This is a genomic window from Bacteroidota bacterium (assembly GCA_020402865.1).
Taxonomy (GTDB): Bacteria; Bacteroidota; Bacteroidia; order Palsa-965; family Palsa-965.
Genome location: JADBYT010000002.1, coordinates 320,103 through 346,949 on the forward strand (window position 1 = coordinate 320,103; position 26,847 = coordinate 346,949).

Annotated in this window: 19 protein-coding genes; 14 read left to right on the forward strand and 5 right to left on the reverse strand. The window is 48.8% G+C overall.

Features of this window, described 5'->3' with window-relative positions:
• Nucleotides 1-44 precede the first annotated feature (44 nt).
• Entirely contained in the window at nucleotides 45-2,273 is a 2,229-nt protein-coding gene (locus IM638_02430) for a T9SS type A sorting domain-containing protein (protein MCA6361867.1), read from the reverse strand.
• A 363-nt stretch (nucleotides 2,274-2,636) separates the two neighbouring features.
• Between IM638_02430 and secDF the strand changes: the two genes are divergently transcribed.
• The 13 genes from secDF to IM638_02495 all read left to right on the forward strand — a co-directional run bounded on the left by secDF (nucleotide 2,637) and on the right by IM638_02495 (nucleotide 23,013).
• Nucleotides 2,637-5,723 carry a protein translocase subunit SecDF gene (gene secDF, locus IM638_02435; protein ID MCA6361868.1) on the forward strand — a complete coding sequence of 1,029 codons (3,087 nt, stop codon included), beginning with the start codon at nucleotides 2,637-2,639 and terminating at the stop codon, nucleotides 5,721-5,723.
• 98 nt (nucleotides 5,724-5,821) lie between these two features.
• On the forward strand, nucleotides 5,822-6,322 hold the full coding sequence (locus IM638_02440) for a twin-arginine translocase TatA/TatE family subunit (GenBank protein ID MCA6361869.1): 501 nt from the start codon (nucleotides 5,822-5,824) through the stop codon (nucleotides 6,320-6,322).
• Nucleotides 6,323-6,679: 357 nt separating this feature from the next.
• Entirely contained in the window at nucleotides 6,680-8,869 is a 2,190-nt protein-coding gene (locus IM638_02445; GenBank protein MCA6361870.1) for a glutamine synthetase III, read from the forward strand.
• 175 nt (nucleotides 8,870-9,044) lie between these two features.
• Nucleotides 9,045-11,138 carry an OmpA family protein gene (locus IM638_02450; protein ID MCA6361871.1) on the forward strand — a complete coding sequence of 698 codons (2,094 nt, stop codon included), beginning with the start codon at nucleotides 9,045-9,047 and terminating at the stop codon, nucleotides 11,136-11,138.
• Nucleotides 11,139-11,427: 289 nt separating this feature from the next.
• The gene (locus IM638_02455) at nucleotides 11,428-13,743 is read left to right on the forward strand and encodes an OmpA family protein (GenBank protein ID MCA6361872.1); all 2,316 of its coding nucleotides are present in this window, start codon (nucleotides 11,428-11,430) and stop codon (nucleotides 13,741-13,743) included.
• A gap of 78 nt (nucleotides 13,744-13,821) precedes the next feature.
• A complete protein-coding gene (locus tag IM638_02460) occupies nucleotides 13,822-14,997 on the forward strand; it encodes a phosphoribosylformylglycinamidine cyclo-ligase (GenBank protein MCA6361873.1) in 1,176 nt (391 codons plus the stop codon).
• A 28-nt stretch (nucleotides 14,998-15,025) separates the two neighbouring features.
• Nucleotides 15,026-16,099, forward strand: coding sequence for a peptide chain release factor 1 (gene prfA / locus IM638_02465; GenBank protein MCA6361874.1), 1,074 nt, complete (start codon nucleotides 15,026-15,028; stop codon nucleotides 16,097-16,099).
• An 11-nt stretch (nucleotides 16,100-16,110) separates the two neighbouring features.
• The gene (gene pyrF, locus IM638_02470; GenBank protein ID MCA6361875.1) at nucleotides 16,111-16,926 is read left to right on the forward strand and encodes an orotidine-5'-phosphate decarboxylase; all 816 of its coding nucleotides are present in this window, start codon (nucleotides 16,111-16,113) and stop codon (nucleotides 16,924-16,926) included.
• A 214-nt stretch (nucleotides 16,927-17,140) separates the two neighbouring features.
• Nucleotides 17,141-18,451, forward strand: a complete 1,311-nt coding sequence (locus IM638_02475) for a DUF2851 family protein (GenBank protein MCA6361876.1) — start codon at nucleotides 17,141-17,143, stop codon at nucleotides 18,449-18,451.
• Between the two features lie 245 nt (nucleotides 18,452-18,696).
• Complete coding sequence (locus IM638_02480; GenBank protein MCA6361877.1) at nucleotides 18,697-20,457, forward strand: T9SS type A sorting domain-containing protein; 1,761 nt, start codon at nucleotides 18,697-18,699, stop codon at nucleotides 20,455-20,457.
• 297 nt (nucleotides 20,458-20,754) lie between these two features.
• Nucleotides 20,755-20,982 (forward strand): PspC family transcriptional regulator, encoded by a 228-nt coding sequence (locus IM638_02485; protein ID MCA6361878.1) that lies wholly within the window; start codon nucleotides 20,755-20,757, stop codon nucleotides 20,980-20,982.
• A 42-nt stretch (nucleotides 20,983-21,024) separates the two neighbouring features.
• On the forward strand, nucleotides 21,025-22,044 hold the full coding sequence (locus tag IM638_02490; GenBank protein ID MCA6361879.1) for a potassium channel protein: 1,020 nt from the start codon (nucleotides 21,025-21,027) through the stop codon (nucleotides 22,042-22,044).
• Nucleotides 22,045-22,074: 30 nt separating this feature from the next.
• Complete coding sequence (locus IM638_02495) at nucleotides 22,075-23,013, forward strand: SDR family oxidoreductase (protein ID MCA6361880.1); 939 nt, start codon at nucleotides 22,075-22,077, stop codon at nucleotides 23,011-23,013.
• A gap of 5 nt (nucleotides 23,014-23,018) precedes the next feature.
• Here IM638_02495 and IM638_02500 read toward each other — a convergent pair whose 3' ends face one another.
• On the reverse strand, nucleotides 23,019-23,504 hold the full coding sequence (locus tag IM638_02500) for a hypothetical protein (GenBank protein MCA6361881.1): 486 nt from the start codon (nucleotides 23,502-23,504) through the stop codon (nucleotides 23,019-23,021).
• A gap of 326 nt (nucleotides 23,505-23,830) precedes the next feature.
• Here IM638_02500 and IM638_02505 point away from each other — a divergent pair, with 326 nt between their 5' ends.
• Nucleotides 23,831-24,298 carry a DUF2452 domain-containing protein gene (locus tag IM638_02505; GenBank protein ID MCA6361882.1) on the forward strand — a complete coding sequence of 156 codons (468 nt, stop codon included), beginning with the start codon at nucleotides 23,831-23,833 and terminating at the stop codon, nucleotides 24,296-24,298.
• Nucleotides 24,299-24,310: 12 nt separating this feature from the next.
• Here IM638_02505 and IM638_02510 read toward each other — a convergent pair whose 3' ends face one another.
• From IM638_02510 to IM638_02520, 3 genes are all read right to left on the reverse strand, one after another.
• A complete protein-coding gene (locus IM638_02510) occupies nucleotides 24,311-24,577 on the reverse strand; it encodes a hypothetical protein (protein MCA6361883.1) in 267 nt (88 codons plus the stop codon).
• 117 nt (nucleotides 24,578-24,694) lie between these two features.
• The gene (locus IM638_02515; GenBank protein ID MCA6361884.1) at nucleotides 24,695-26,092 is read right to left on the reverse strand and encodes a HAMP domain-containing histidine kinase; all 1,398 of its coding nucleotides are present in this window, start codon (nucleotides 26,090-26,092) and stop codon (nucleotides 24,695-24,697) included.
• The gene (locus IM638_02520; GenBank protein MCA6361885.1) at nucleotides 26,089-26,781 is read right to left on the reverse strand and encodes a response regulator transcription factor; all 693 of its coding nucleotides are present in this window, start codon (nucleotides 26,779-26,781) and stop codon (nucleotides 26,089-26,091) included. Before IM638_02520 ends, IM638_02515 begins: the two co-directional genes overlap by 4 nt.
• Nucleotides 26,782-26,847 lie beyond the last annotated feature (66 nt).

Below are 26,847 nucleotides of genomic sequence, written 5' to 3' on the forward strand. Positions count from 1 at the left end.
TTATACAATAATATCAGGGTGGTAATTAAAGTAATTATTGCAGCCTACTGAATAATTAACCTGCGGTGTGCCGTGGCTCCGCTGTGTGTGGTAATCTGGCAAATGTACATACCTGAAACCAGCGCGCCCGTATTTACTGTACTCAGCGGAGACGTAAGCATTTCCTGATGCACAAGCTGTCCGTTTATATTATACATGCGAAGTACCGAAGGCTTCACGGCCGTGGCAGTGGTTTGCATTTGTACCTGAGCTGTGGCGGGATTGGGGAATAAAGTAAATGCCACAGTTTCATTGTTTATTTCTCCGCCTGTAGATACATTATTATCACCCCAGAAAGCGTGCAGTCCGCCGGAATAGTTGCCAATAATCAGGTCAATTACACCGTCGTTGTTTATATCTGCACCTGTAGGTGCAATGCGCGAACCAAAGCGGCGGTCGATGTACACCGAATCGGTGAGGGTAAATGTGCCGGTAAGGTTGTTGTCGATATTATCGTAACGGAAAAGATAGCCGCGTTCTGAACCTACGAGCAGCACCGAAGCGCCGTTTTCGCGAAACAGGAAGGGTGTGCTGTAGCCGGTGGTAAACATAACCTGATTTACGGTAACGCCGCCCAGAAACTGTGTAATTACTGTAAACTGCGGTGCCGTGGCGGTGCCGGTGTTGCGGAAATAGTTTACCCGGCCATCCTGTTCGCCGATCAGCAGATCAAGCTTGCCGTCGTTGTCCACATCCACCAACTGTGGTGTGGCAAAATTACCCACATCTATGCCCTGGTAATTGGCGCCGGCAAGCACAAAATTATCGGGCTGTCCGGGGTCTTTGCGGAAGAAATGAATTTTGCCCACTACATCACCCACAATCAAATCCTTGTCGCCATCGCCGTCAATATCACCAAAGGTGGGCGCCATTGCCACAATATTGAGGTTGAGCGCATTTATGCCGGCAAAGTCTGTGGTAAGTAACTGATAAATGGGCGATGCGTTGGTGCCGTTGTTCCTGAACAAGGCAATTTTTGAAGGATACGCCCCTGCACTGTTAAAATAGCCGTAGTTGCCCACAAACAAATCAAAATCACCATCGCCGTCGTAGTCATGCAGTGTGGGTGTAGCGCCTTCGCCCAGATCAATCATGTCTTTTTGCAAAAAGTTGCTTTCTACAAAAGAAGACACCACACTGTCGTTATCGCCGGTGTTTTTGTAAAGCCACACGCTGGTGTGGTTTTCAGAAGTATTCGGTGCGTTGGGCGCAAAAATCAGGTCCTTTTTCCCGTCGTTGTCAATATCCAGATGATAACCGCAGGGAAACAGCGGGATATTTACCGAATAACTTTGCGGATACACATAATCTACCAGATCCATTTGTGCAGCAGCGGGTGTGCCGCCATTACGCAGGTAAGTCATAAACGGGTTGGTTAAATCGCCAATCACCAGATCAAGGTCGGCATCGTTGTTGGTGTTGATGCATTCGATGCACGAACCGGCGTGGCGGCTGTTGTTTCCGGTGCGCAGCACAGGTGTTTGGGCCGGGTCAAGTGGTGCAATGGGGGGCGGAAGGCATGTAGTGCCAAGTGTAATGCTGGCATTTAGTGCATTTTCATCAAACTTGCCCCAGCACTGGTCTTCAAGTTTGTAATGCAGACTATCGCAAATGCCATAGGTTTCCATGCTGTAGTTGCGGTGCCATTCAACGGTGGTGCCGGCAATGCCAAAGGTGAGTACATCCATGTCGCCGTCGCCGTCCACATCGCGTATGGCGGGAATATCAACTGCACTTACATACAGGTTGCTCATGAAATTAGTGCTGTTTGGCGATAAATTGGTGTACACCAGAAACGACACCATTTGAAACTGAAGCCCCGATGAAAGAGTGGAAATATTTTTATACACCGAAAAGCCAGCCACCGAATAAGAGAAAATATCCATCTTCCCGTCGCAATTGTAATCGCGGAGCAACACCCAGTCGTGCAGGAGCGGGAAACGATTAATATACTCAGGCGCAAAACGGTAGTCGCTTTGGTTGGGTGTACCGTTATTTACCCATGTCAGTATTTTGTTTCCCGTGCGGTCAAACGAAAACAAATCCATGGTGCCGTCCTGGTCAAGATCAATTTCGCTGAACTGGCAGAAATTCATGCCACCCGCCCAGGGAAAGGGGAGGAGCTGGCTGTTGGCCACAACCGGAATGGTATCAACCCGGTTAAAGGTAAGTTGTGCCGCAAGCGGAGTGGTAAGAAGCAAAGCAGCAAGAACAGGAGTAAAAATGGTTTTCATAGATTAGCCTGAAGCCTTAATATAACGAAATAACCAGCGGGGAGATGCTTCAAATATACGCTTAAATCGGGTTTGCGACTTTTGCAGAAGACGTGTTCTGTATCGCTAAATCCGAAATTCAGCTGTTTTTAATCACATTTTTCGGGAATAAATCAGTGGCTTGCAGTGATTTCGGTAGCGATTATGTATTTCAAGTTGCTGATTTTTAGGTGCTTGTAAATAAAAATGTTAAAAACTTTCCTGCGAAAACAGCAGCTTGCAGCCGGAGGCTTGTGAATCCTATTTTTCTTCTATATTTGCAGCCTCCATTTTGGAAAGGTGTAACCCGTTGATTCACTTTCCGGTGGGTATTTCGCAATAGCTATGCAAAACATTAAAGGAGCCATCCGTATTTTCGCCATTTTGATGGCGCTGAGCTGTATCTTTTACCTCTCATTCACCTTCGTAACCCGAAGCTGGGAGAAGAAAGCCGATGCTTACGCAACGAATTATCTGAACACCAAAAGTGTAAAGGATCTGATTGCCGCAACCAATGGCAACAAGCAGCTCGAAAAACACATTATTGATTCGGTAAAAGATGCCCGTTTCCGTTTCTTCCTCGAAGATTCGATTGCCGGCAAGAAAATCTATCTGAAGTATTTTACCTATCAGCAGTGTAAGGAAAAAGAACTCAGTCTCGGTCTCGACCTTCAGGGCGGTATGAACGTTACCCTTGAGGTATCTACCCCTGAAATTGTAAGAGCACTCGCCGGTAACTCTACCGATCCTGCTTTTACCCAGGCAATGGCGCTTGCAATTGACCGCGACAAAACCAGCAATCAGGATTTTATTACCCTGTTTGGTGCTGCCTACGCCGAGAAAAATCCGCAGGGCCGCCTGTCGAGCTACTTCGCTGCCAGTCTGAAAGACAACAACATTACCTACAACTCAACCAACGAGCAGGTGCTTGCGGCCATCCGTAAGGAAGCTGATGCCGCCATTGACCGTGCCAAGCTGGTTCTCGAAAGCCGTATCAACAAATTCGGTGTGGCTCAGCCCAACATCCAGAAGCTCGAATCATCAAACCGCATTCTGGTGGAGCTTCCCGGTGTGAAAGACAAAGCCCGTGTGCGTAAGCTCATTCAGGGTTCGGCTAATCTCGAATTCTGGGAAACCTACGAAGTGGCCGAAGTTGCCCAGAAAGTATTTGATGCCAATGAGCGTTTGAAAGTAATTATGGGCATCAAAGATTCGGTGAAGGTTGATTCTGCTGCCTACAAGCCTGACTTTGCCAACGCAAAAACCACCGCCGACTCAGCCAAAGCCCGTGAAGTAGCCCAGAAACTCGGCGACAGCATCAAAAAGGCCGACAGCATTAAACTGGCCGGTGATACCACCAAGAAGAAAAACGAGCGCCAGCCGCTGTTTGAGCGTTTCCAGTTTAACCTCTCTCAGCAGGGTCAGGCGCCCAAAGGCCCGGTGCTTGGCTTTGCCGCACAAAAAGATACGGCTTATGTAATGAGCCTGTTCCGCAATCCCGAAGTAGCACGTATTCTGCCTTCAGATCTTCGTCTGATGTGGAACTTCAAAGGCGAAACCGGCGAAAACGGCGGTTCTCCCTTCTATACGCTTATTGCACTCAAAGCTGGCCGTAATGGTCGTGCTGCCATGCAGGGCGATGTAATTACCAATGCCCGCAAGCAAAGCAGCCAGAGCGGCACTGCCGGTTACGAAATTAGTATGAGCATGAATGCCGCCGGCTCAAGCGAGTGGGCGCGCATTACCCGCAAAAATGTGGGCCGCAGCATTGCCATTGTGCTTGATAACAGCGTGTATTCGTACCCCACCGTAAATGGCGAAATTACCGGCGGTGTATCACAAATCACCGGCCAATTCAGCAGCCAGGATGCGGATGACCTTGTAAACGTACTTAACACCGGTAAGCTGCCTGCTCCGGCCCGCATCGTGGAAGAAACCGTAGTAGGGCCTTCACTCGGTCAGGAAGCCGTTCGCTCAGGTCTGCTTTCTTTCGTGGTGGCGCTGCTGGTTGTACTGCTTTACATGGGCTTCTACTACAACCGCGCAGGCTGGGTGGCCAGCATTGCACTGTTTGTAAACGTATTCTTTATTGTAGGTATTCTCGCCTCACTTGGTGCTGTACTTACACTGCCTGGTATTGCCGGTGTAATTCTCACCATCGCCCTTTCGGTTGACGCCAACATCCTCATTTTTGAGCGTGTGCGCGAAGAACTCCGTGAAGGAAAAGGACTGGCGCTGGCCATTGCCGATGGTTACAAGCACGCCATGTCGTCTATTCTCGACTCAAACCTTACTACCCTCATCCTCGGTATTATTCTTTACTCGTTCGGTACGGGTCCGGTTCAGGGCTTTGCCACCACGCTGATCATCGGTATTCTCAGCTCGCTGTTCTGCGCTATTTTCATTACGCGCATGATTTTCGACGGCATGCTGAAGCGTGATGCCAAGATTAACTTCTCAATTCCGGCCACCGAGCATGTGCTGCTTGGCAAGAACTTCGATTTCGTAGGAAAGCGTCGTATTTTCTACATGATTTCGGGCGCTATCATTGCGCTTGGTGTGGTGTTCTTCTTCAAAAACGATGGTTTCCGTCTGGGTGTTGATTTCAGCGGCGGCCGTACATTCACCGTGTCGTTTGTAAATGAAGTAAACACCGATGCCGTTCGTCAGGCACTTACTCCCGAATTCGGAACCACACCGGAGGTGAAAACAGCCGGAGGTAACAACCAGCTTAAAATCACCACCAACTTTATGGCTACAGATGTATCAGACAAAGCTGATACCACTGTAAATCAAAAACTGCGCAGCGGCTTAAATAAAGTTGCGGGTGGTGCAGCCAATTACACCATCGAAGGTTCATCGCAGGTTGGTCCGTCAATTGCCAAAGACGTGGTAAACCGTTCGTATGTGGTAATCATTGCCTCCTGCGTGCTCATGTTCCTCTTCATTCTGTTCCGCTTCCGCAAGTGGCAGTTTGGTCTTGGTGCTGTAGCCGCGCTGTTGCACGACGTGCTGGTGGTACTTTCGTTCTTCGTAATCTTCGAAGGCATTGTACCCTTCCCGCTCGAAATCGACCAGCACTTTGTGGCTGCTATCCTCACAGTAATGGCTTACTCGATGACGGATACCGTGGTTGTGTTCGACCGTATCCGCGAGTTCCTTACCGGTAAGGGCACTCAAATGCAGGGTGCCGAACAGCGCCGTCTCATTAACTACGCGCTTAACAGCACACTTTCACGTACCATTAACACCTCCATGATTACCTTCTTCGTACTGCTTGCCATCTTCATCTTTGGCGGCGATACAATCCGCGGCTTTGCTTTCGCGCTGGTAATTGGTATTGTAATCGGTACCTATTCTTCGCTTTGCATTGCTACTCCGGTTGTGGTTGATTTCGACCGCAGCAAGGATGATGGCAGCACAAAAGCATAACTGTTTGACAAAAAATAACAGCAGTCCCCGCGTTTTCGCGGGGACTGTTTTGTTTATGGACGAATGCAAAGCACTACCTTTGCAGAGTAAATTGCACAATGACGTTATTCACTGCATTTCCGCTGTTTCTGAATCTGGGCTCAGGCGAGATCTTTCTGATCGTAATCCTGATTGTGCTTTTTTTCGGAACCGATAAGCTGCCCGAAATGGTACGCGGCTTTGCACGCGGCATGCGCGAAATGCGCAACGCAGCCGGCGAAATACAGCGCGAAATTGAAACCAGTGTAAACGAAGTGCAGCGCGACATCAATCTGAAACAGCATATTGATGAAATTGCCGACTCCGCCCGCACCATGGCCAATTCGGTGGAAGAAGAAGTGCGCACGATTGATGCCGCCAATCCCGATGCTGTGCCACCGGTTACTGTAATTTACAATACACAAACCCCGCCAGCCGAAGTGGCAGTTGAAGCCAATATAGCTGAAACGGCAGATTTGGAATTGCCGGAAAATTCTACAGATCCTTCTGAAACACCTCCCTCGGATGATTCTCCCGAAAATCCGCTTGTGCCTCCGCATATTATTAGCCGGAAGGGGTAGTGCGGGGTGTTTGTTGGGGGCGTGTCTTGTTTTGGTATAGTTTCTTCGCTTCGCTCAGTTTTTTTGTTTCTTCGCTTCGCTCAGTTTTTTTGTTTCTTCGCTTCGCTCAGTTTTGGGGCTTCTGAATAGTTAGAGATACGCTGCATCTCCATATCCCTGTGTCGGATACTTGTTAGGAATACTCGCTGGGCGCGATGCATCGCGCCCAAACGGGAATCTGGCAGCGTGCATAAGTTATCTTTTTTTATCTGTACCCCTCCCAAAGGAGGGGTACAGATAAAAAAAGATAACTTTTTTACATAGTACCCCCTCAAAAAATTACCTTTGCCCCCGAAATCAACCAAAAATCAAAAAAACATGTCAACCATCCGTTTCAACGCGCTTGCTGATACCATGCACCGCAAGCCTGTGGAAGTAGCTGTGCCGGCCGGCACGGTAGCCAACTACTTTGGCGAGAATGTGTTTGGGAAAGACGCCATGCGTCAGTTCCTTTCCGAAGAGGCCTATGCCAGCGTAATGGCCGCCATTGAAAAAGGAGAGGCGCTCGACCGTAAAATGGCCGATCAGATTGCTTCGGGCATGAAAGCCTGGGCTGCTTCAAAAGGTGCTTCGCACTACACCCACTGGTTTCAGCCGCTTACCGGAGCAACCGCCGAGAAACACGATGCGTTTTTTGAACCCGTAGAAGGCGGCCGCGCTATTGAACGCTTTGGTGGCGGACAGCTTGTGCAGCAGGAGCCCGATGCGTCGAGCTTCCCCAATGGCGGAATCCGTAATACATTTGAAGCCCGTGGCTACACCGCATGGGATCCTTCTTCGCCGGCTTTCATTATTGGTGATACACTTTGCATTCCCACCATTTTCGTGTCGTACACCGGCGAGGCGCTCGATTTCAAAACGCCGCTGCTCAAAGCCCTGCATGCGCTAGATAAAGCCGCAGTGGAAGTGTGCCAGTATTTCGACCGGAACGTAACCAAAGTGGTGGCTACGCTGGGTTGGGAACAGGAATATTTTTTGGTTGATGAAGCCCTGTTCAATGCCCGCCCTGACCTTGCCATTACCGGCCGCACGTTGTTTGGTGCTGCTCCGGCAAAAGGCCAGCAGCTTGAAGATCACTACTTCGGATCAATTCCCGAACGCGTTACAGCCTTCATGCTCGACCTCGAAATTGAGGCGCATAAACTGGGCATTCCCATCAAAACCCGCCACAACGAAGTAGCGCCTAACCAGTTTGAGTGTGCACCGGTGTACGAAGAAATCAACCTTGCTGTTGATCACAACCAGTTGCTGATGGATATTATGGACAAAATTTCGCGCCGCCATAAATTCCGCGTACTGCTTCACGAAAAACCTTTTGCAGGCGTAAACGGCAGCGGTAAACACAACAACTGGTCGCTGGCTACCAACACCGGCAAAAACCTGCTCAGCCCCGGCAAAACGCCCAAAACCAACCTGCAGTTTCTTACCTTCTTCATCAATACCATCAAGGCGTTTCATGATAATGCCGATTTGCTGCGCGCCACCATTGCCAGCGCCGGCAACGATCACCGCCTCGGCGCAAACGAAGCGCCCCCGGCCATTATGTCGGTATTCCTCGGCACACAGCTTTCAAAAGTGCTTGATGAACTGGAGGAAAAACTCAAAGGCGGCAAAATGACGCCCGATGAAAAAACCGCACTCAAACTCAACATCGGCAAAATTCCCGACATTCTGCTTGATAATACCGACCGCAACCGCACTTCGCCGTTTGCTTTTACCGGCAATAAGTTTGAGTTCCGCGCCGTAGGCTCATCAGCCAACTGCGCAGGTGCCATGACTGTGCTGAACACCATTATGGCTGATCAGCTTATCAAATTCCACAAGGAAGTGGAAGCGCTCATTGCCAAAGGCAAAGAGAAAGACGAAGCCATCTTCCAGATTCTGCGCAACTACATCGTTGATTCAAAACGCATCCGTTTTGAAGGAAACGGCTACGGCGAAGAATGGGTAAAAGAAGCCAAAAAACGCGGCCTGAATAATTTCAAAACCACGCCCGAAGCCCTCCTCGCATGGACACGCAAGGAGTTTGTGCAGTTGTTTGAACGTCACCACGTAATGAATGATCGTGAGCAGCATGCGCGTTATGAGATTTATCTGGAAATGTATGTGAAGAAAATCCAGATCGAAGCGCGTGTAATGGGCGATCTGGCTGTGAACAGCATTATTCCCACCGCGCTTCAGTATCAGAACACCCTCATCAGCAACGTGCGTGGTTTGAAAGAAGTGCTTTCTGCTGCAGAGTTTAAGAAAGCCGCCGCCATTCAGCTTGATATGATTAAAGAGGTGTCTGATCATGTGGCTGCCATTAAAACCAATGTGGATGCCATGATTGAAGAGCGCAAGAAGGCAAACAATATTGAAGACTGGAAGAAAAAAGCCGAGGCATACTGCAACAAAGTGAAGCCGTACTTTGATGTAATCCGCGATAATGCAGATAAACTTGAAATGCTGGTGGCCGACGAAGCCTGGCCGTTGCCCAAGTACCGTGAATTGTTGTTTACTAAATAATTGAGTGAAATAAGTTGAAGTGTCCGGACAGAAAAATAGTTTTCTGTCCGGATTTTTTGTATCTAATTTCCGGCGAGGCGTTATAAGTGTAAATACAGCCAGCGGATCCACGGTTGTAAATAAACAAAAGGCAGAAATAACGCTGCCTGCAAGGTTTAACCCATACACGATACAGATGAAACGCATTTTAGTATGCATGCTGCTGGCATGCAGCCTCACCGGCTATGCCCAATTGCGAACGGCACATCAGCTTTACGAACGCGGCCAGTATGCGGCGGCTTATACCTATTATAATAATTCAAAGGAAAAGGTCTCAAAGCAGGATAAGGCTCTTATTTATTTCCGTATGGCTGAATGCAGCCGCCGCCTCTGCAAATTTGAAGATGCAGCCAAAGACTACGGTCGTGCCGTAAAAGCCGGGTATGCCGATGATAAGGCGTTGCTGCTGCAGGGCGATATGCTTATGGCTGCAGGAAAGTATGAGCAGGCGCTGGGCGTTTATAACGCTTATCAGGAGCGCGTACCGAGCGATCCTGCCGGGGCGCGCGGCATTACTTCGGCCCGTTTGGCAGCACGGTGGATAAACGAAATAAATTCCTGCTGGACGGTGAGCAACGTAAAATCACTCAATACGAAGGAGAGTGAGTTTTCGCCTACCTGGGTAGATAAAAAGCACAGTGGCATTGCGTTTACAGCGCAGCGGGCCATTGAAACAGGCAACATAGGCGGCCCGCCGGTTGACCCGATTTCAGGCGGCTTTTTCAGCGATGTGTTTGAAGCGCGGCTTGATAAAAAAGGGAGCTGGAGTGCGCCGGCTGGCATTAATGGCGAGGTAAACCGCCCGGTGGCCAACGAAGGCTCGTCGTGCATTCTTGCCAAAGGAAACCGCATGTACTTTACGCGCTCAGAGCGTTTGCGCCGCAAGTATCAGACCTGTCATATTTACTATGCCGACAAACTTGGCGCTGCATGGGGCGTGCCACAAATGGTTGATTTCGGACTGGATGCGGAGGTGCTGGATAATTACAACTTTCGTCACCCCGCCATCAGTGCCGACGGGCAGGTGATGGTGTTTACATCTGATATGCCCGGCAATTTGGGCGGCGTTTGTTCTGATTTGTGGGTGTCGAACTGGGATGCACGCAGCAAAACATGGGGCAGGCCCGAACATTTGGGAAGCATGATAAACACCACAGGCCGCGAAGGTTTTCCGTATATCCACGACGATGGCTCGCTTTATTTTTCGAGCGACGGGCTGGCGGGGCTGGGCGGTTTGGATTTGTTTCGGGCGCCGAAACTTCCGGGCAGCAAATGGGCGTGGGGGCAGCCCGAAAACCTGCGCCTGCCATTTAATTCGCCGCAAGATGATTTCGGGATTTTGTTTGACGGGCTTAAACAGCGCGGCTACCTTTCTTCAAACCGCGAAGGTGGTAAAGGCAAAGATGACATCTGGTCGTTTGAAGCCGCACCCAAAAACGCACAGGGCCTTGTTACCGATTGCGACACAAAGCAGCCCGTAGGCGGTGCCGTAATTACGGTTACGCCCTCGGCAGGTGCAGCCTTTGCGGTAAGCAGCAATGCTGATGGAAGTTTTGGGTTCACCGGCCGCCACGGCACCAGCTATGTGCTTTCGATAGATGGCAGCAAGGCCAGCTGCGGCCAAACCACCGGTTATCTCAGTTTGCCTGCTTTACTGCGCCCGGTAATAAAATTTGATGCCGATTCGGTGTGCAGTATCAGCACACAAAGCTGCCTCACGGCTATTCCGCCCAAAGAAGAAATTGCCTTTCCGGCCGTGCTTTACAAACTGGCCAGCGCCGAGCTGGAGCCGTCGTCAAAAGACTCACTCGATTTTCTGTACCGCCTGCTCACCGAAAACCCAGCTATGGTGATCGAAATTGCGGCACACACCGATAGTCGCGGTTCAGAAAAGGCCAATCTTACGCTCTCCGAAAGACGCGCACAGGCCTGTGTAAATTATCTGGTGCATGAAAAAGGCGTTGATCCGCGTCGTATAGTGGCTAAAGGCTTTGGCGAGTTACGCCCGCTGAAATTAGCAAACGGCACTGCATTAACAGAGGCTTACATCAATTCACGCCCCGAAAACGAACGCGAAGCATTGCATCAGTTAAACCGGCGCACGGTTTTCCGGATTGTAGCAAATAACTTTCAGAATCCTGCCGGTTCGGGAGTAACACCCGAGGTAAAAAAGGGCTTTTTCGATGATAGCATCGAACTTTCTCCGGCCGAAGACACAGAAAAAGACTAAAGTGTTTGTTGAAAATCCGGGCGGCCAACCCCGCTTTTACAGCCCCCGTTCCCGTGCCGCCTGAGCCGGGAGCGGGGTCGCTGATTAAATTAATGAGATTGATATACAGCCTGTTGTGCTTAGCCCGCAAAAGCGGTCGTATCTTCTGCCGGGGCAGTCGTTATACAAATGACTGTTAAGAATATCCGGCAGGTTGCGCATAAAAAAATGTGTGTCAATTTCGATATTTGAAGGATTTGTATATCTTAGCAGCCACGTCAAACCCAAAGAAACACTAACGCAGCACCCTATGAAACTCGTTAAGGTACTCTCTGCGATTCTTGTTTTTCTGCTTGCATTCACCGCTACGGCGCATGCACAGAAAAATTTTATCCGCGATGCAGATCGTGCTTTTCAATCGGAACAGTATTACAGTGCGATTGATTTGTACAAAAAGGGCATGTCCAAGATTAAAAACAAACAGGAGAAAGCCCGAATCACCTTCCAGATTGCTGAATGCTACCGCAAAATCAACGACTGGAAACAGGCCGAAAGTTGGTACAACAAGGCCATCAAAGCCAAGCACACAGATGATAAAATGTATCTCTGGGTAGCCGAAGCCAAAAAAATTAACCAGAAATACGATGAGGCCATCACCGCATTTCAGGAGTACCAGAAAATGGTGCCTTCTGATCCTGCCGGCGAAAATGGCATCAAGTCGAGCGAGCTTTCACAGAAATGGAAAGACGCGCCCACCCGTTGGGTAGTAGAAAACGTAGCTCAGATTAATTCGAAAGACTACGATTTTTCTCCCACCTACGGCGATAAAAAACACACCACCCTTATTTTCACTTCGCAGCGCGAAGGCCAGACCGGCAATAAAGTGGACCCGATTTCGGGTACCATGTATTCCGACCTGTTTGAAACCAAGGTGGACAAAAACGGCAAATGGAGTTCGCCCGGTGTGCTGCAGGGCGATGTAAACAGCGGCCTCGGCAACGAAGGTGCCAGCTGTGTAAACAAAAAGGCCGACAAAATTTATTTCACCCGTTGCGATCAGGCCAAGAAATCGCTCATTACCTGCAAAATTTACATGGCTGCCAAAAAAGGCAACGCATGGGGTGAGCCCGAACTGGTTGACTTTGGTCTTGATGCTGCCGTGCTCGACAGCTTCCACTTCCGTCACCCCACCATCAGTGCCGATGATCAGGTAATGGTGTTCTCTTCAGACATGAAAGGAACCACCGGTGGTTTGAAGTCTGACCTGTGGATGTCTGTATATGACAAAAAAGCCAAGAAATGGGGCAAACCCAGCAACCTTGGCGCTGCCATTAACACCGCCGGCCGCGAAGGTTTCCCCTTCCTGCACGAAAGTGGTGATCTTTACTTCTCTTCAGACGGACATCTCGGTATGGGTGGTCTTGATATTTTCAAGGCGGCCAAACAGCCCGGTGATGCCTGGAAATGGGGCAACGTAGAAAACCTCAAATACCCGATGAACTCGCCCGGCGACGATTTCGGTATCGTGTTTGACGGTAAAAAAGAACGCGGCTTCCTCACCTCAAACCGCGAAGGCACCAAAGGATCTGATGATATCTGGTCTTTTTACATGCCGCCGCTGGTGTTTAAACTTGAAGGTGTGGTAACCGACTGCAAATATGGTCCTTCCATTTTTGTACAAGGTGCTTCCGTTCGTATTGTGGGTTCCGACGGTTCGGCTGTGGAAGTTCCCACAGACGCACAGGGTAAATATTCGGCTTCACTTCTTCCCGAAGTATCATACGTGGTTACGGTATTCTCCGATAAAGGCCGCAGCTCTAAGGCTGAAAACTACCTGAACCTGCCCGATAAAGACAAAGGCAAACTCACCACAATTGGTCAGAACGAGTCGAAAAATTACACACTTGATTTCTGTCTGGTACCGGCCGAAACTGAAATCCGTTTCCCCGCCGTACTGTATGACCTTAACAAGTCGAACCTGCGTCCTGAGTCGAAAGATTCACTCAACTTCCTCTATCAGACGTTGATTGATAACCCGACCATCATTATCGAAATTGGTTCACATACTGACTCTCGTTCTTCAAACGCCTACAACCAGAAACTTTCACAGGCACGTGCTCAGGCCTGCGTTGATTACCTTACCAAAGAAAAAGGTATCCCCGCAGCCCGCATGGTAGCCAAAGGTTACGGCGAAGAGCGTCCGCTGCGTATGGGCGATGGCAATGTACTCACCGAGAAGTACATTATGAGCCAGAAAACCAAGCAGGAGCAGGAAGCACTGCACCAGCTTAACCGCCGCACGGTATTCCGCGTAATCAGCTGGGATTATGTTGATCCTACCAAACCTGCCGATCCGAACCAGCGTAAAATTGTTCGTCCGAAAGTTCTTTCAGGTGCGTTTGACGACATGGGTGATACCACAGGTGCAGATGTAAAAGAAGAACCGCAGCAGCAGGCACCCGCTCCGGCGCCAGCACCCGCTCCGGCTCCCGGCACACCGAAGCCCGGTGCCACCACACCTGCCGGCAGCAAGCCCGGTGCCACTACACCCGCAGGCAGCAAGCCCGCAGGCACCACGCCTCCCAAAACACAGCCTGCTACTACTCCGGCAAAGCCCAAGTACTAAGCCGCTGTAAGGCATAAAAGCACTACCTTTGAGGCCTCTTCCGCAAAACCGGGAGAGGCTTCTTTTTTGCCACAGCAAATGACAGATTTACGCTATAACCAGCGGGGCGTTTCGGCCTCGAAAGAAGATGTGCACAATGCCATTGCACGCATTGATAAAGGCCTTTTTCCTGCAGCATTTTGCAAAATTGTGCCCGATTTGCTTACCGGCAGTGAGGAACACTGCATTGTAATGCACGCCGACGGAGCGGGCACAAAATCGTCGCTGGCATACCTGTGGTGGAAAGAAACCGGCGACCTGAGCGTGTGGAAAGGTATTGCACAGGATGCCATAGTAATGAATACCGACGACTTGCTGTGTGTAGGCGCTACAGACAATATCCTGCTCTCGTCAACCATCGGCCGCAACAAAAACCTGATTCCCGGCGAAGTGCTTTCGGCCATTATCAATGGCACGGAAGAAGTGCTTGAAATGCTGCGCAGCCTGGGCATTGGCATTGCCAGCACCGGCGGCGAAACAGCCGATGTGGGCGATCTCGTACGTACAATTATTGTGGACTCAACCGTTACCGCCCGCATGCAACGCAGCGAGGTAATCAGTAACGATGGCATTCGTGCAGGCGACGTAATTGTGGGGCTTGCCTCATTCGGGCAGGCTACCTATGAAACCGAATACAATGGCGGCATGGGCAGCAACGGACTCACGTCGGCCCGGCACGATGTGTTTGCAAATTACCTGGCCGCTAAATACCCCGAAAGTTTTGACCCGGCCGTTAACCCTGAACTGGTGTACAGCGGCAGTGTAAACTTAACCGATGAAATAGACATTGGCAATGGCCAAACCATGCCCGCCGGCAAACTGGTGCTTTCGCCAACGCGCACGTATGCACCGGTAATCAAGCAACTGCTGGCCGAAATGCGTGCGCACATACACGGGCTTGTGCATTGCAGCGGTGGTGCACAAACCAAAGTGCTGCACTTTCTGAAAGAGGGGCATGTAATAAAAGATAACCTGTTTGATGTACCCCCTTTGTTTGCACTTATTCAGGAGCAAAGTCAAACACCCTGGGCCGAAATGTACAAGGTGTTTAACATGGGGCACCGGATGGAAGTATATCTGGCTCCCGAACATGCCCAGCGTGTAATTGCCATATCAAAAGGGTTTGGCATTGATGCACAAATTGTGGGGCGGGTAGAAGCAGGTGCAAAAAAACTCACCATTCGTTCAGATAAAGGGGAGTTTATCTATCAGTAAACAATAGAAATAAAGATATTCAATACATATGATTGATAAGTTAGCGGCTATTGAAGAGCGTTTCAAAGACGTGGAACAGCGCCTTGCCGAACCGGCAGCAATGGCTGATATGAAGCTTTTTGCACAGCTTAACCGCGAATACAAGGAGTTGAAAATTATTTCGGAAGCCTATCACAGCTATAAACAGCTGCTTGAGAATATTGAATCGGCCAAACGGGTGCTGGCTACTGAAAAGGATCCTGACTTTATAGCCATGGCTAAAGAGGAGTTGGAAGAATTGCATCCCAAACAGCAGGCTGAAGAAGAACGTATCCGCACCTTGCTTATTCCGAAAGATCCGGAAGATGCCCGCAATGCCGTGCTCGAAATACGTGGCGGCACCGGTGGCGATGAAGCCGCACTTTTTGCCGGCGATTTATTCCGCATGTACTCGCGCTTTTGTGAGCAAAATAATTTAAAAGTAGAAGTAGTCGATTTCAGCGAGGGCACCATGGGCGGCTACAAGGAAATTATTGCCAATATTATTGGCGATAATGCCTATGGTACGCTGAAATACGAATCAGGTGTACACCGTGTGCAGCGAGTGCCGGATACCGAAACACAGGGACGCGTGCATACTTCTGCGGCTACGGTTGTAATTATGCCCGAGGCTGAAGATGTGGATATACAGCTCAACCCGTCAGACATTGACATGCAAACTGCTCGCTCGGGCGGTGCCGGCGGGCAAAATGTAAACAAGGTGGAGTCGAAAGTAATTCTTACACACAAGCCTTCGGGTATTGTGGTAACCTGCCAGGTAGAGCGCACCCAGCTGGGCAACCGTGAACGCGCCATGCAAATGTTGCGCACACGTTTGTATGAGCTGGAGTACAATAAGAAAATGGGTGATATTGCCCGTCGCCGCAAAACGCTTGTAAGTACCGGCGACCGTTCGGCCAAAATACGCACCTACAACTATCCGCAAAGCCGCATTACCGATCATCGAATCGGTTTAACCCAGCACAATCTTGAGGCTTTTCTGGCCGGCGATATTGGCAGTATGCTTGAAGCCCTGCAGGTAGCCGAAAATGCCGAACGTTTGCGAGAGGGAACAACCGCCTAACCCAAGTAAAGATGAACCGTGCCCAGCTTTTTGAGCAAATATCCCAGCGCAAAAGTTTTTTGTGCGTAGGTCTTGATACAGACAGTGCCAAACTACCGCCGCATCTGCTCAGTCACCCCGATCCGGTGGCCGAGTTTAACCGGCAGATAATAGAAGCTACTGCCGAGTATTGTGTGGCCTACAAGCCCAACCTGGCATTTTATGAGGCCGATGGTATAAAAGGTATGCAAAGCCTGCAGGCCACTATGCAGCATATACCCGCCACGCATTTTACCATAGCCGATGCCAAGCGGGGCGATATTGGCAACACATCAGCCATGTATGCGCGTTCGTTTTTCGGGCACTACGGGTTTGATTCGGTAACCGTGGCACCCTACATGGGCAGCGATTCGGTAAAGCCTTTTCTGGGCTACGAAGGCAAGTGGGTAATATTGCTTGCGCTCACCTCAAACGAAGGCGCGGCCGATTTTCAATTTGAAACACTACAAAGTGGCGGGCAATTGTATGAGAAAGTGCTTCGCACCTCGCAGCAATGGGGCACAGCCGATAATCTGATGTATGTGGTAGGCGCCACCAAGGCCGATAAGCTGGCTCATATACGCACCCTTGTGCCTGATCATTTTTTACTGGTTCCCGGCGTGGGCGCCCAGGGCGGAAGCCTTGCCGAAGTGGCGCTGTATGGTATGAATAAACAGTGTGGCCTGTTGGTAAATGCATCGCGCAGTATTTTATATGCATCAAATGGCGAAGACTTTGCCGATAAAGCCCGCGAAGAAGCCAAACGAATGCAGCAGGAAATGGAAATTTTACTCGATAAGTACTGCTGAGCATTTTTTGTTACAGAATAAAGTGTTGTTGGTATTGCTTGGTTAATAGTGGTTTACGCGCCAAGAGCCTGCGTGTAGCCGTTTGTATTCGTTTGTAATCGAATAATTTATTGAAAGGACTTGACAGAGGGTATTGGCAGGGCTTAGCTTTGTGGAAGTTTATTGGATAGGATTTAAGTTTTGTATAGTATGTATTTATTAAATAGAATTTCAAATGACAGAGGATTTTCTCCACTATATATGGAAAACCCGCCAGTATAATCCATCACATCTAATCACTTCTCAGGGAGAGCTTGTGCAGGTTATTGATCCCGGCACACACAACAAAGATTCAGGGCCTGATTTTTTTAATGCCCGGCTTAAAATAGGTACGCACTACTGGGCCGGTAATGTAGAAATCCACATCCGCACAAGTGACTGGCTTCGGCACGGGCACCAGTTTGATGCAGCTTACAACAATGTGGTGTTGCATGTGGTTTACGACGATGATTCTTCGGCACCGGGCATCAGGCAGCTCATGCCCGCACATACCCCTACACTTGCGCTTAAGGGCCGTTTGGAAAACGATTTATTTGCCCGTTACGAGTACTTTCTGGCCAGCCACAAGTGGATACCCTGTGCATCTGAACTTGGGCAGGTGCCCGCAATTATTACTACGGGCTGGCTTGCGCGGCTCATGGCGGAGCGGCTTGAAATAAAAGTAAGCACTATAAAACAAGAGCTTGAACAAACCGGTATGGATTGGGAGCTTGCATTCTACCGCATGCTGCTGCGTAGTTTTGGCACGCGCGTAAATGCCGAGCCTTTTTCATGGCTTGCGCGCAGCCTGCCGTGGCATCTGCTTGCGCGCAAACAGGATCAGCCCGAGGTTCTGGAGGCACTTTTGCTGGGGCAGGCCGGTTTACTCCCCGAGTTTCCACCCGACGACTATTGCCGCACACTCAGTCAAACGTATCAAAGCTTTTGTGTCTTGCACAAGCTGCAGCCTCAGCCCGGCCACAACTGGAAGCATCTGCGTATGCGCCCGGCCAATTTCCCGGCGGTGAGGCTGGCCCAGCTGGCCGCAATTATGCACAAAACCCCACGCCTGTTTCAAAAACTACTTGTTTGTGATACCCCCCAAGAGGCGCTGGCCCTGTTTAACGTTCAAGCAGGTGAGTACTGGCGCACCCATTTTATTCCCGGTTTGGTGGCGGCGCCCTCCAACAAAAAGCCCGGCACACAAATGCAACTACTCATTCTCATTAATGTAGTTATTCCATTTATGTTTACACGCGGCACACTGCTCGATGAACCCCGTCTCAAAGAAAAAGCCATGAATTGGTTTGAAGCTTTGCAACCCGAGCAAAACAACCTCATCGGCCAGTGGAAAAAGCAGGGCCTGTGTGCCACAAATGCCACTGAAAGTCAGGCACTTATTCACCTGCATAAAAACTATTGCAGCCATAAAATGTGCCTTAACTGCACAATCGGGCGCTATTTGCTGGAAGCCCCGCTTAAAGCGGCAGTTAGAAAAGCAGGTTAGCTTACTGTAGCTGCAGAAAGTTTTAAAGCGGGTATTGTCCGGCTATTTCACACAACATACATACATGATCAGTATGTAAACAAATGCTTGTTTTGAGAATGATGCAATTCGTCTTTAAATTATCAGGACTATTTGTAAATAATGAGGGGTGAATAATTCATCTTATCAAACGAATCTCCGTAAAACCGATTTCACAGCACATTAAATATTTGCATCATTCCCTGAATACATTGTACATTAATGCTATGAAGCAACTCGCGCTGTTTTTTGTGTTCCTTTTTTGGGCTAACAAAGCCGTTGCAGCCGTATGGTTTGCATCGCCATCCGGCAGTAGTTCAGCATCAGGGAGCATGGCTTCACCGTGGGATTTGCAAACGGCGCTTTCACACCCCATGCCTTTGCTGGCCGGTGATACGCTCTATTTGCGCGGAGGGATTTATTCAGGCAACTATGTAAGTGCTCTAACGGGTAGTCCGGGCAATTACATTGTAGTTATGCCTTATTCCGGCGAGCGGGCCACCCTGGCAGATAACCGGCAATATGCATCAGGCGCCACATTACAGGTAAACGGCGCGTGGACAATTTATCAGGATTTCGAAGTCACCAATACAACGTCAATCCGTAGCAGTACATCCTCCTCTTCATTCAGGCCAATGGGTGTGCAGGCTCAGGGAGCTCACTGCAAATTCATTCATTTGGTGATACATGATACGGGGCACGGTTTTGGTTTTTGGAAAGAAGCAGTTGATGCCGAAATTTATGGCTGTCTGATCTATAATTGCGGCACTTCAAACAGTATTGGTAACTACATTACGCACGGGCATGGTATATACACGCAAAACGATAGCGGGGTAAAACATATCAGCCACAATATTATTTTCAATCAATTTGGTTTTGGCATACATCTCTATCCCAATCCGGGGCATGTGCGGGGCTTTGAGCTCAACGGCAATATGCTTTTTCATAATGGGATTTTAACAGATACCGGTTTCAGGTTAAATAACCTACTTGTTGAAACCTATGCGCCCTATCAGGCTACAGACATACGCATAGCCCGCAATTTTACGTATGATAAGGATACGGGTTATATTCATACCAGTTTGTATGATTTTGATGTACTAGCGGGTACACCCGCTTCTTCTTACGGTTCATTGGAGATAGACAGTAACTATTTCGCCGGAAATGGCCGGGCTGGTCTGGCTGTAATTAATTGGGATACAGCACAGGTGCAGTTTAATCATACATTTTATAGAAGTGGTACTGCGGCAGCCCTTTTCCCGGGAGGTAGTAGCTATGCTTGGAACAACAACACGTATTTCGGTACTATGCCCGGCGGGCAGTTTGCTTTCCAGTCGGGCCAGCCGTCGCCGTTTGCAAGCTGGGTGCAGCAAAGCGGGTTTGATATTAACAGCACATATACCAATTCAATACCAACGGGTACAGTAGTTTTTCAACAGGCAGACCAGTATGAAGCAGGGCGTTCCATGCTCATCGTATATAACTGGGCGATGCAGCCAGCCGTGTCAGTTAGCCTGCAGGGATTAGCCAATGGCGATGCCTTTGAAGTTGTGGATGCGCAAAATTATTACGGTCCTCCGGTGTATAGCGGCGTTTTCAATACGGCTTCGCCCTCAATCATGCTGCCACTTCAGCACACGCAGGTGGCAGTTCCGCTGGGCTGGAATGCTGTACCGCATACCAGCAGGCAGTTCAACTGTTTTATTGTACGCAAAGCATTGGGCACGGCTGTGCAGGCTGCTCCGGCTATGCAGCCTTTATACATATATCCGGTGCCCGCATCAGATATTGTAATGCTGCAATTTGAGCCGGAGCCGGAAGCCGAAATACGGGTATTAGATACATCTGGCCGGGAGGTGCTTCAGTATTACATACCTCAAGGCCAAAGCAGGTGTACCCTGTCTGTGGCAGGCCTTGCACGCGGGGCATATTTTATGGAGTACCGCTCGGCCAGAAATAGAACAATACAAAAACTGGTGTTGCAATGAGAGGCTGCTTAAATAATCATCATTTGGATTTTTTATGGCCTGTTTTTCCTCATCCGGTGTTAAGTTTTTTGTTAATTCACTTCAAGTGTCGTCTTTCCCGCTATTTCAGCAGGACGCCATGTCTGAGAAAAAATCGGCTCACCACAAACCTCGAAAACGCATTTTAAACAGCCTCGGAAATTAAAATCTGTTTTTCGTTAGCAGGCATCATTTCTTTGCAAAGTCTTTTTTTCTTAAATTAGTGATGATTAGCTTTGCACTACCAAACACATCCGGTATATGACAGGTATTCCATTCATCGATCGTATTGCATCATGGTTTGAACAACAAGCCTTTGGTGTATGCACCTGGTGGGGGAAAAAACTGGGCATCAGGCCCACCCGCATCAGGATGTATTTCATCTATCTCTCGTTTTTTACCGTAGGTTCGCCGGTAATTCTGTATTTCATAATGGCATTTTTTCTCGAGCATAAAGAGTTTTTCCCTTTTCGTCGTAAACGCCGTTCAAGTGTTTGGGAGTTGTAGGCACAGGATGCCCATTTGTTAAGCCATCCTCAACTCGCAACAATGCTTCCTTTTCAGCAATTCCGTAAATTATATATCACCGCGTGTCTGCTCTTGCTCGTAATTTTCGGAGGCACGTTCGGGTTTTTGCTGCTTAACCCGAAATATACATTCATAGAGGCGTTATACATGACCGTAATCACCATTGGTACGGTTGGGTTCCGTGAAGTATATAATCCCTCCCCTCCGGAAAAGGTATTTATCATTTTTCTTATCGTAACCGGTTTTGGTATTTTTGCATATGCCATTACCACACTCACGGTGTATGTAATGGATGGCGAGTTTGGCCGCTACTATAAAACCTACAAAACGGTGAATGCAATTAATGAGTTAGAGGGGCACGTAATTATTTGCGGCTATGGTCGCAATGGCCGGCAGGCTGCCCATGTGCTGAAAAAGCACAGCAAACGTTTTGTGGTAATTGAAAGCAGACAGGAAGTAGTGGATACACTGCTCAGTCACCGCCATTCTGATCTAGTGGTGAAAGGAGATGCCACACAGGATGAAGTGCTCGAAAAAGCCGGTATTCAACGCGCATCGGCACTAATTACCACACTGCCTGTTGATGCGGATAACCTCTTTATTGTACTAACGGCCCGCTCGCTCAGGTCAAACCTTACCATTATCAGTCGCGCCTCTGATGATAATTCAGACAAAAAGCTTAAAACGGCCGGAGCTAACAATGTAATCATGCCCGACAGGATTGGCGGCGCACATATGGCTTCGCTTGTACTGAAGCCTGATGTAATTGAGTTTGTGGATTTTATTACCGGACAGGGTGGCCCGGATATCAACCTTGAAGAAATTACTTACGAAAGTTTGCCCGAACATTTGCGCAACCGCAGCATACGTGAACTTGAAATACGCAATCGCTCCGGCGCAAATATTGTGGGTTTCAAATCGGGAAGCGGTGAGTATGTAATTAACCCCTCGCCCGAAACACCTTTTTTGCCCGACGGCAAGTTGTTTGTGCTGGGCACCCCCGAACAGATTACCAAACTCAAGGCGCTGTTAGCTCACTAACCGTGATGCATGGCAGCAAAACATCTGCATATGCCCAAAACCATACTCATAACCGGAAGTAACGGCCTGCTTGGTCAGAAACTGGTGTACAACCTGCTTGGCCGTAACAAAAACGGCGCATCCTTTCATATTGTGGCTACTTCCAAAGGGCCCAACCGGCTGCGCATTCAGGATGGTTATTCTTATGTGCCGCTAGATATTACCGATGCCGGTGAAGTAAATAATGTATTTGCACAGTATCGTCCGGATGTGGTAATTAATACCGCCGCCATGACCAATGTGGATGCCTGTGAAACCCGGCGCGATGAAGCCCGGCTGCTTAATGTTGAAGCGGTATCGCATCAGCTTGCCGCGCTGGAAAGCCTGCAAACAGAAAGCTACCGGCCCCATTTCATTCATCTTTCAACCGACTTTATTTTCGATGGTGAGGCCGGCCCTTACCGCGAAGATGATAAGCCCAATCCGCTTAGCTGGTATGCACAAACCAAGCTCGATGCCGAGCATGCCGTAATGCAATCGGGTCTGCGCTGGGCCATTTTGCGCACCATCATTGTGTACGGCATTGCCGATTTTATGAGCCGCTCAAACGTGGTGCTCTGGGCACGCGAAGCATTGAGCAACGGTAAAGCCATAAACGTGGTAAACGACCAGTTTCGCACCCCCACGCTGGCCGAAGACCTTGCCGAAGGCTGCATACTTTGCGCCGAAAAAGAAGCGCAGGGCGTTTACCACGTATCAGGCAAAGATTTTATGAGCATACTCGAACTTGTGTATGCCGTGGCCGATTACTGGAACCTCGATAAATCGCTCATTACTCCCACACAATCGGCCACCATAAACCAGCCTGCACGCCGCCCGCCGCGCACAGGATTTGTGATAGACAAAGCCCGTGAGGCATTTGGCTACACACCACGCAGTTTCAGCGAAGGACTGGCTTTACTTGATTTGCAGCTGCAAAACGAGCAGTAAGTGCTTTATTTGGCAGGAGAAAAGGGTAAGGATGACTTGTGAACGATAATGCGGAGTTTTCCGTCTTTGCCTTTTTTAAACACCCACGTTTTATCCACCATTACTTCTTTGCCTGATTTATCGGTAACCCATACATTACCCATCGTTATGGCTATTGAACCATAAATCTGTATGCCTTCATTGTTTGATCCGGCATTGTCGTAGCGGGCTTTTACCCAGGGTGTTAATGCAAATCCTTTATCGTTCGGGTAATCCGGGTCGCCGCCAATGAAATAGGCAAGAGCTCCTTTTTTGTCGTTTCTGAAAGTCTGGTCGCCAAAAGCCAGAGTGGGTTTAAAAAACACTTTACCATAATCATAGTTGTAAGCGTCAGATAAAACCTGCTCGGCAAAGGCTTTGTAATCGCCACCCTCTTCCTTGAGCTGCCCAATTTTCACCAGCGCATCGCACCAGGCCTGCTGTGCCGCATTTACCTCCTCATAGGTAATAATTGTTTGAGCACCTTCTTCTACATACACCAGTCCGAGGTCATCAATTACTTTTTGTACTTCGGGTTTAGTAGTTACACCCTGAACAATGGCCTGAGTAATTGAGTCTTTTTTTTCTTTTAAAGTAGTTTCTGAGCATGAGACCAGTAAAATGGCGGAGCACAAAACCAGGGCTAAGATGTGTCTTACTTGCATAGATATGAAATTTAGTTGCCTACTTTTTGTACAGTGTTCGGCTTGTCTGTATGGCATTTTGATAAACGATTCGTATTATTTTTGTGATCAATACAGGCAAAGCAACATTCTGCGCATTTGCTTGTTCTTTTAGCATGAGCGAAAACCAACCGGTTAACGAATCAATCGTAAATCCGATCGAAGCCTGGAAAACAGCATCCAACCCGGGTTTGCTGCCTTATGCGCACACGGCCGGCAGCGCAATTATCCGGCCTATAGATAAAGGCCGTACCAAGGGCAATGCCATGCAGGCTATGTATGAGCAAACCAACCGGCAGCTCGATCAGATTCGAAAGCAGGTAGAGTTGCTTATGGCGCAGGCACAAGGCATTCACGACAGGGTAGAAATGTCTGAGCGTATTTACAAGGCCGACATGAATTTCAAACCTGTAATCGGGCATATTTATCATTTGTATGAGCGGCGGAAAGATGGGAAAGATGTACTTTCTATGGTGTCGCCTGAAGAGTGGGGCGCAAATTCGCCGATGATCTGGCTTGCCACACTGCGTTTACTTGCTGATCATACGTGGGAAATTTCGGCGCAGGCCGAACACGTGGCGTAGCAAATAAACTGCTCAGCTTATTTTCACGATGGCGTGAACCGGAATTACCCGGCCTCCCTTGAGTACCACGTGTTTATCTGTACAATGCCAGATTGTGGTTACTACCTTACGGGTTCCCTCGCTGCACATAAATTCAATTGCCACCTTTACTTTATGCAGGTTGCTTGCCAGCACGGCATTTCCAATAGAACGCATACGTTCTGTACGTTCTGCTTCACTCGGCAGTACATCGTACTTCGGAAACCGCAATTCGGCAATTTGTTCTTTGCTTATTTCCATGATAACCTCCCCTTCACATCTGGTGAATTTATTCTACTACAATTACAAATATGCAACGCAATAGAAGGGAAGAAATGAAAGCAAAATTAAGAAGCAGGCAAACCGGTTAATGTCACATTAAGCCTTGCGTCCGGTGTGGCGTTGCACGGTCATGGTGACTACCGTGCCTTTATTAAGTTCTGATACAAGCTGCAAATCGCCGCCATGCAGTTCACAGATACGCCGGGCAAGAGGCAGCCCCAGTCCGTGGCCGCGTATGCCTCCTGTGTTGCTGGCCCTGAAAAAACGACCAAAAACTTTTTCTTTCTCCGCATCCGGCACACCAATACCGTGGTCGATGCATTGAAGCACAATGTTTTCTTGTGTAAGGCCTACCCGCAATTCAGCTTTGTGGTTGGGAGAATATTTGCAGGCATTATCGAGAATATTTACCAGCGCAATGCGCAGCAGGTTGTTGTTGCCTGTGGCATTAAAAAGTTCATCGTCTTCCGGGAACTCGTCATAATCCACATCTACCTGCCAGTTTTTATCGCGCTTAAGGATATCCACAATAGCATCGTCCACCAGTTCATCAACACGGTAATTTATAGTGGGCATATCCACAATGGCGTCTGTTTTTGCCAGTGTAAGCAAGCCGTTGGTGAGTTCAGTAAGGCGGTTGAGGTCGTCGGTAAGTGATTCGAGCAGGCTTCGGTATTCGCTTTCGCTGCGCGGCTGGCGCAGGGCTACTTCAATTTGTCCGGCCAGGGCCGTAAGCGGTGAGCGGAGTTCATGCGAGGCGCTGGCCACAAAGTTGCGTTGCGCGTCGAGCGATTGTTCTATGCGCTGCAGCATCCGGTTTAGCGTAACAGCAAGGCGTTCAAGTTCATCGCGTTCTTTGCCTGTGCTCAGGCGTTTGCCACGGCGCGTACCTGCCGAGAGCGCATTTATTTCGCTGATCTCATTCACCATGCGCGTAATGGGGTGCAGCATCCGGCCCGAATACACATAGCCAAGCGGAGCCGCAAGCAACATTGCCGCCAAACAGCATGTAAAAAGAATCAGCCGCAAAAACCGGAGTTGTTCGAGTCCCCAGTAATCAACCGCCGAAATAACCACATTGCAGACTTTACCTTTATGTGTGTAGGTAAATGTTACAAAATCACGGTTATTGTCAGAGCCCTGATGGAGCTGCTCTGATTTGGTTTTCGCGGTTGTTTGCAGAAACCCGGCATGGAGTACTGGTGCAGAGGCCCCATCGGTATTGAAAATAATTTCACCATTCTGTCCATGTATGGTAAGGTATTCACCCACCATAGAAGAATCAGCATCTTTTATTTTCCGCAGCAGCGATGAGTTTACTTCATCAACCGTAAAAAATAAACTAATTGTGTGCTGTGCTTCATTATACAGCCGCTCATCAAACTCCTGCTGGCGGTGGTAGGATGAAAAGCCATAAACAATAAGCGAAATGGCAATGGTAATTGCCGAAACAATGGTGGTAAACCGTAAGGTAAGCCTGGCCCTTATGGTCATGCCGCTTCGGCTACTTTAATCACATACCCCATACCAATAATGGTATGAATCAGTTTTGTGTCGAAATTTTTGTCGATTTTTTTGCGCAGGAAATTGATATATACATCAATTACATTCGTACCGGTATCGAATCGGATATCCCATACTTTCTCGGCAATTTCAGCGCGGCTAAGTACACGGCCGGCATTGCGGATAAGTAATTCGAGCAAGGCAAACTCACGCGCAGTAAGCTGTATGTGGCGACCGCTGCGGGTAACTGTTTTTGCGTGCAAATCCATTACCAGATCGCCAATGGCAAGCTGATTTTCTTCGTTTGCGCTGATGTTGCGTTTCATCAGCACTTTGGTGCGCGCCAGTAATTCTCTGAACTCAAAAGGTTTGGGCAAATAATCATCGGCACCTGCTTCAAATCCGGTAAGTTTATCATCAAGCGTGCCCAGTGCGGTAAGCATAAGCACAGGAACACTTGAGTTTTGCTGGCGCAAAATTTTACACAATTCCAAACCATTCAGGCGCGGCAGTTGCAGATCGAGAATAATTAGGTCGTAGTTATTAGCGAGCGCAAGCGATTTTCCAACCATACCATCGGCAGCATGATCCACCTGAAAACTTTCTTCGCGTAAGCCACGGGTAATAAAATCAGCCACTTTTGGCTCATCTTCTACAACAAGAACTCGGGAGTTGGGCATGGACAAATGATTTTAAGCGGTTTGTTTATGTTAGTTGCTGATTTATGCTTTTAATCCTTAAACATA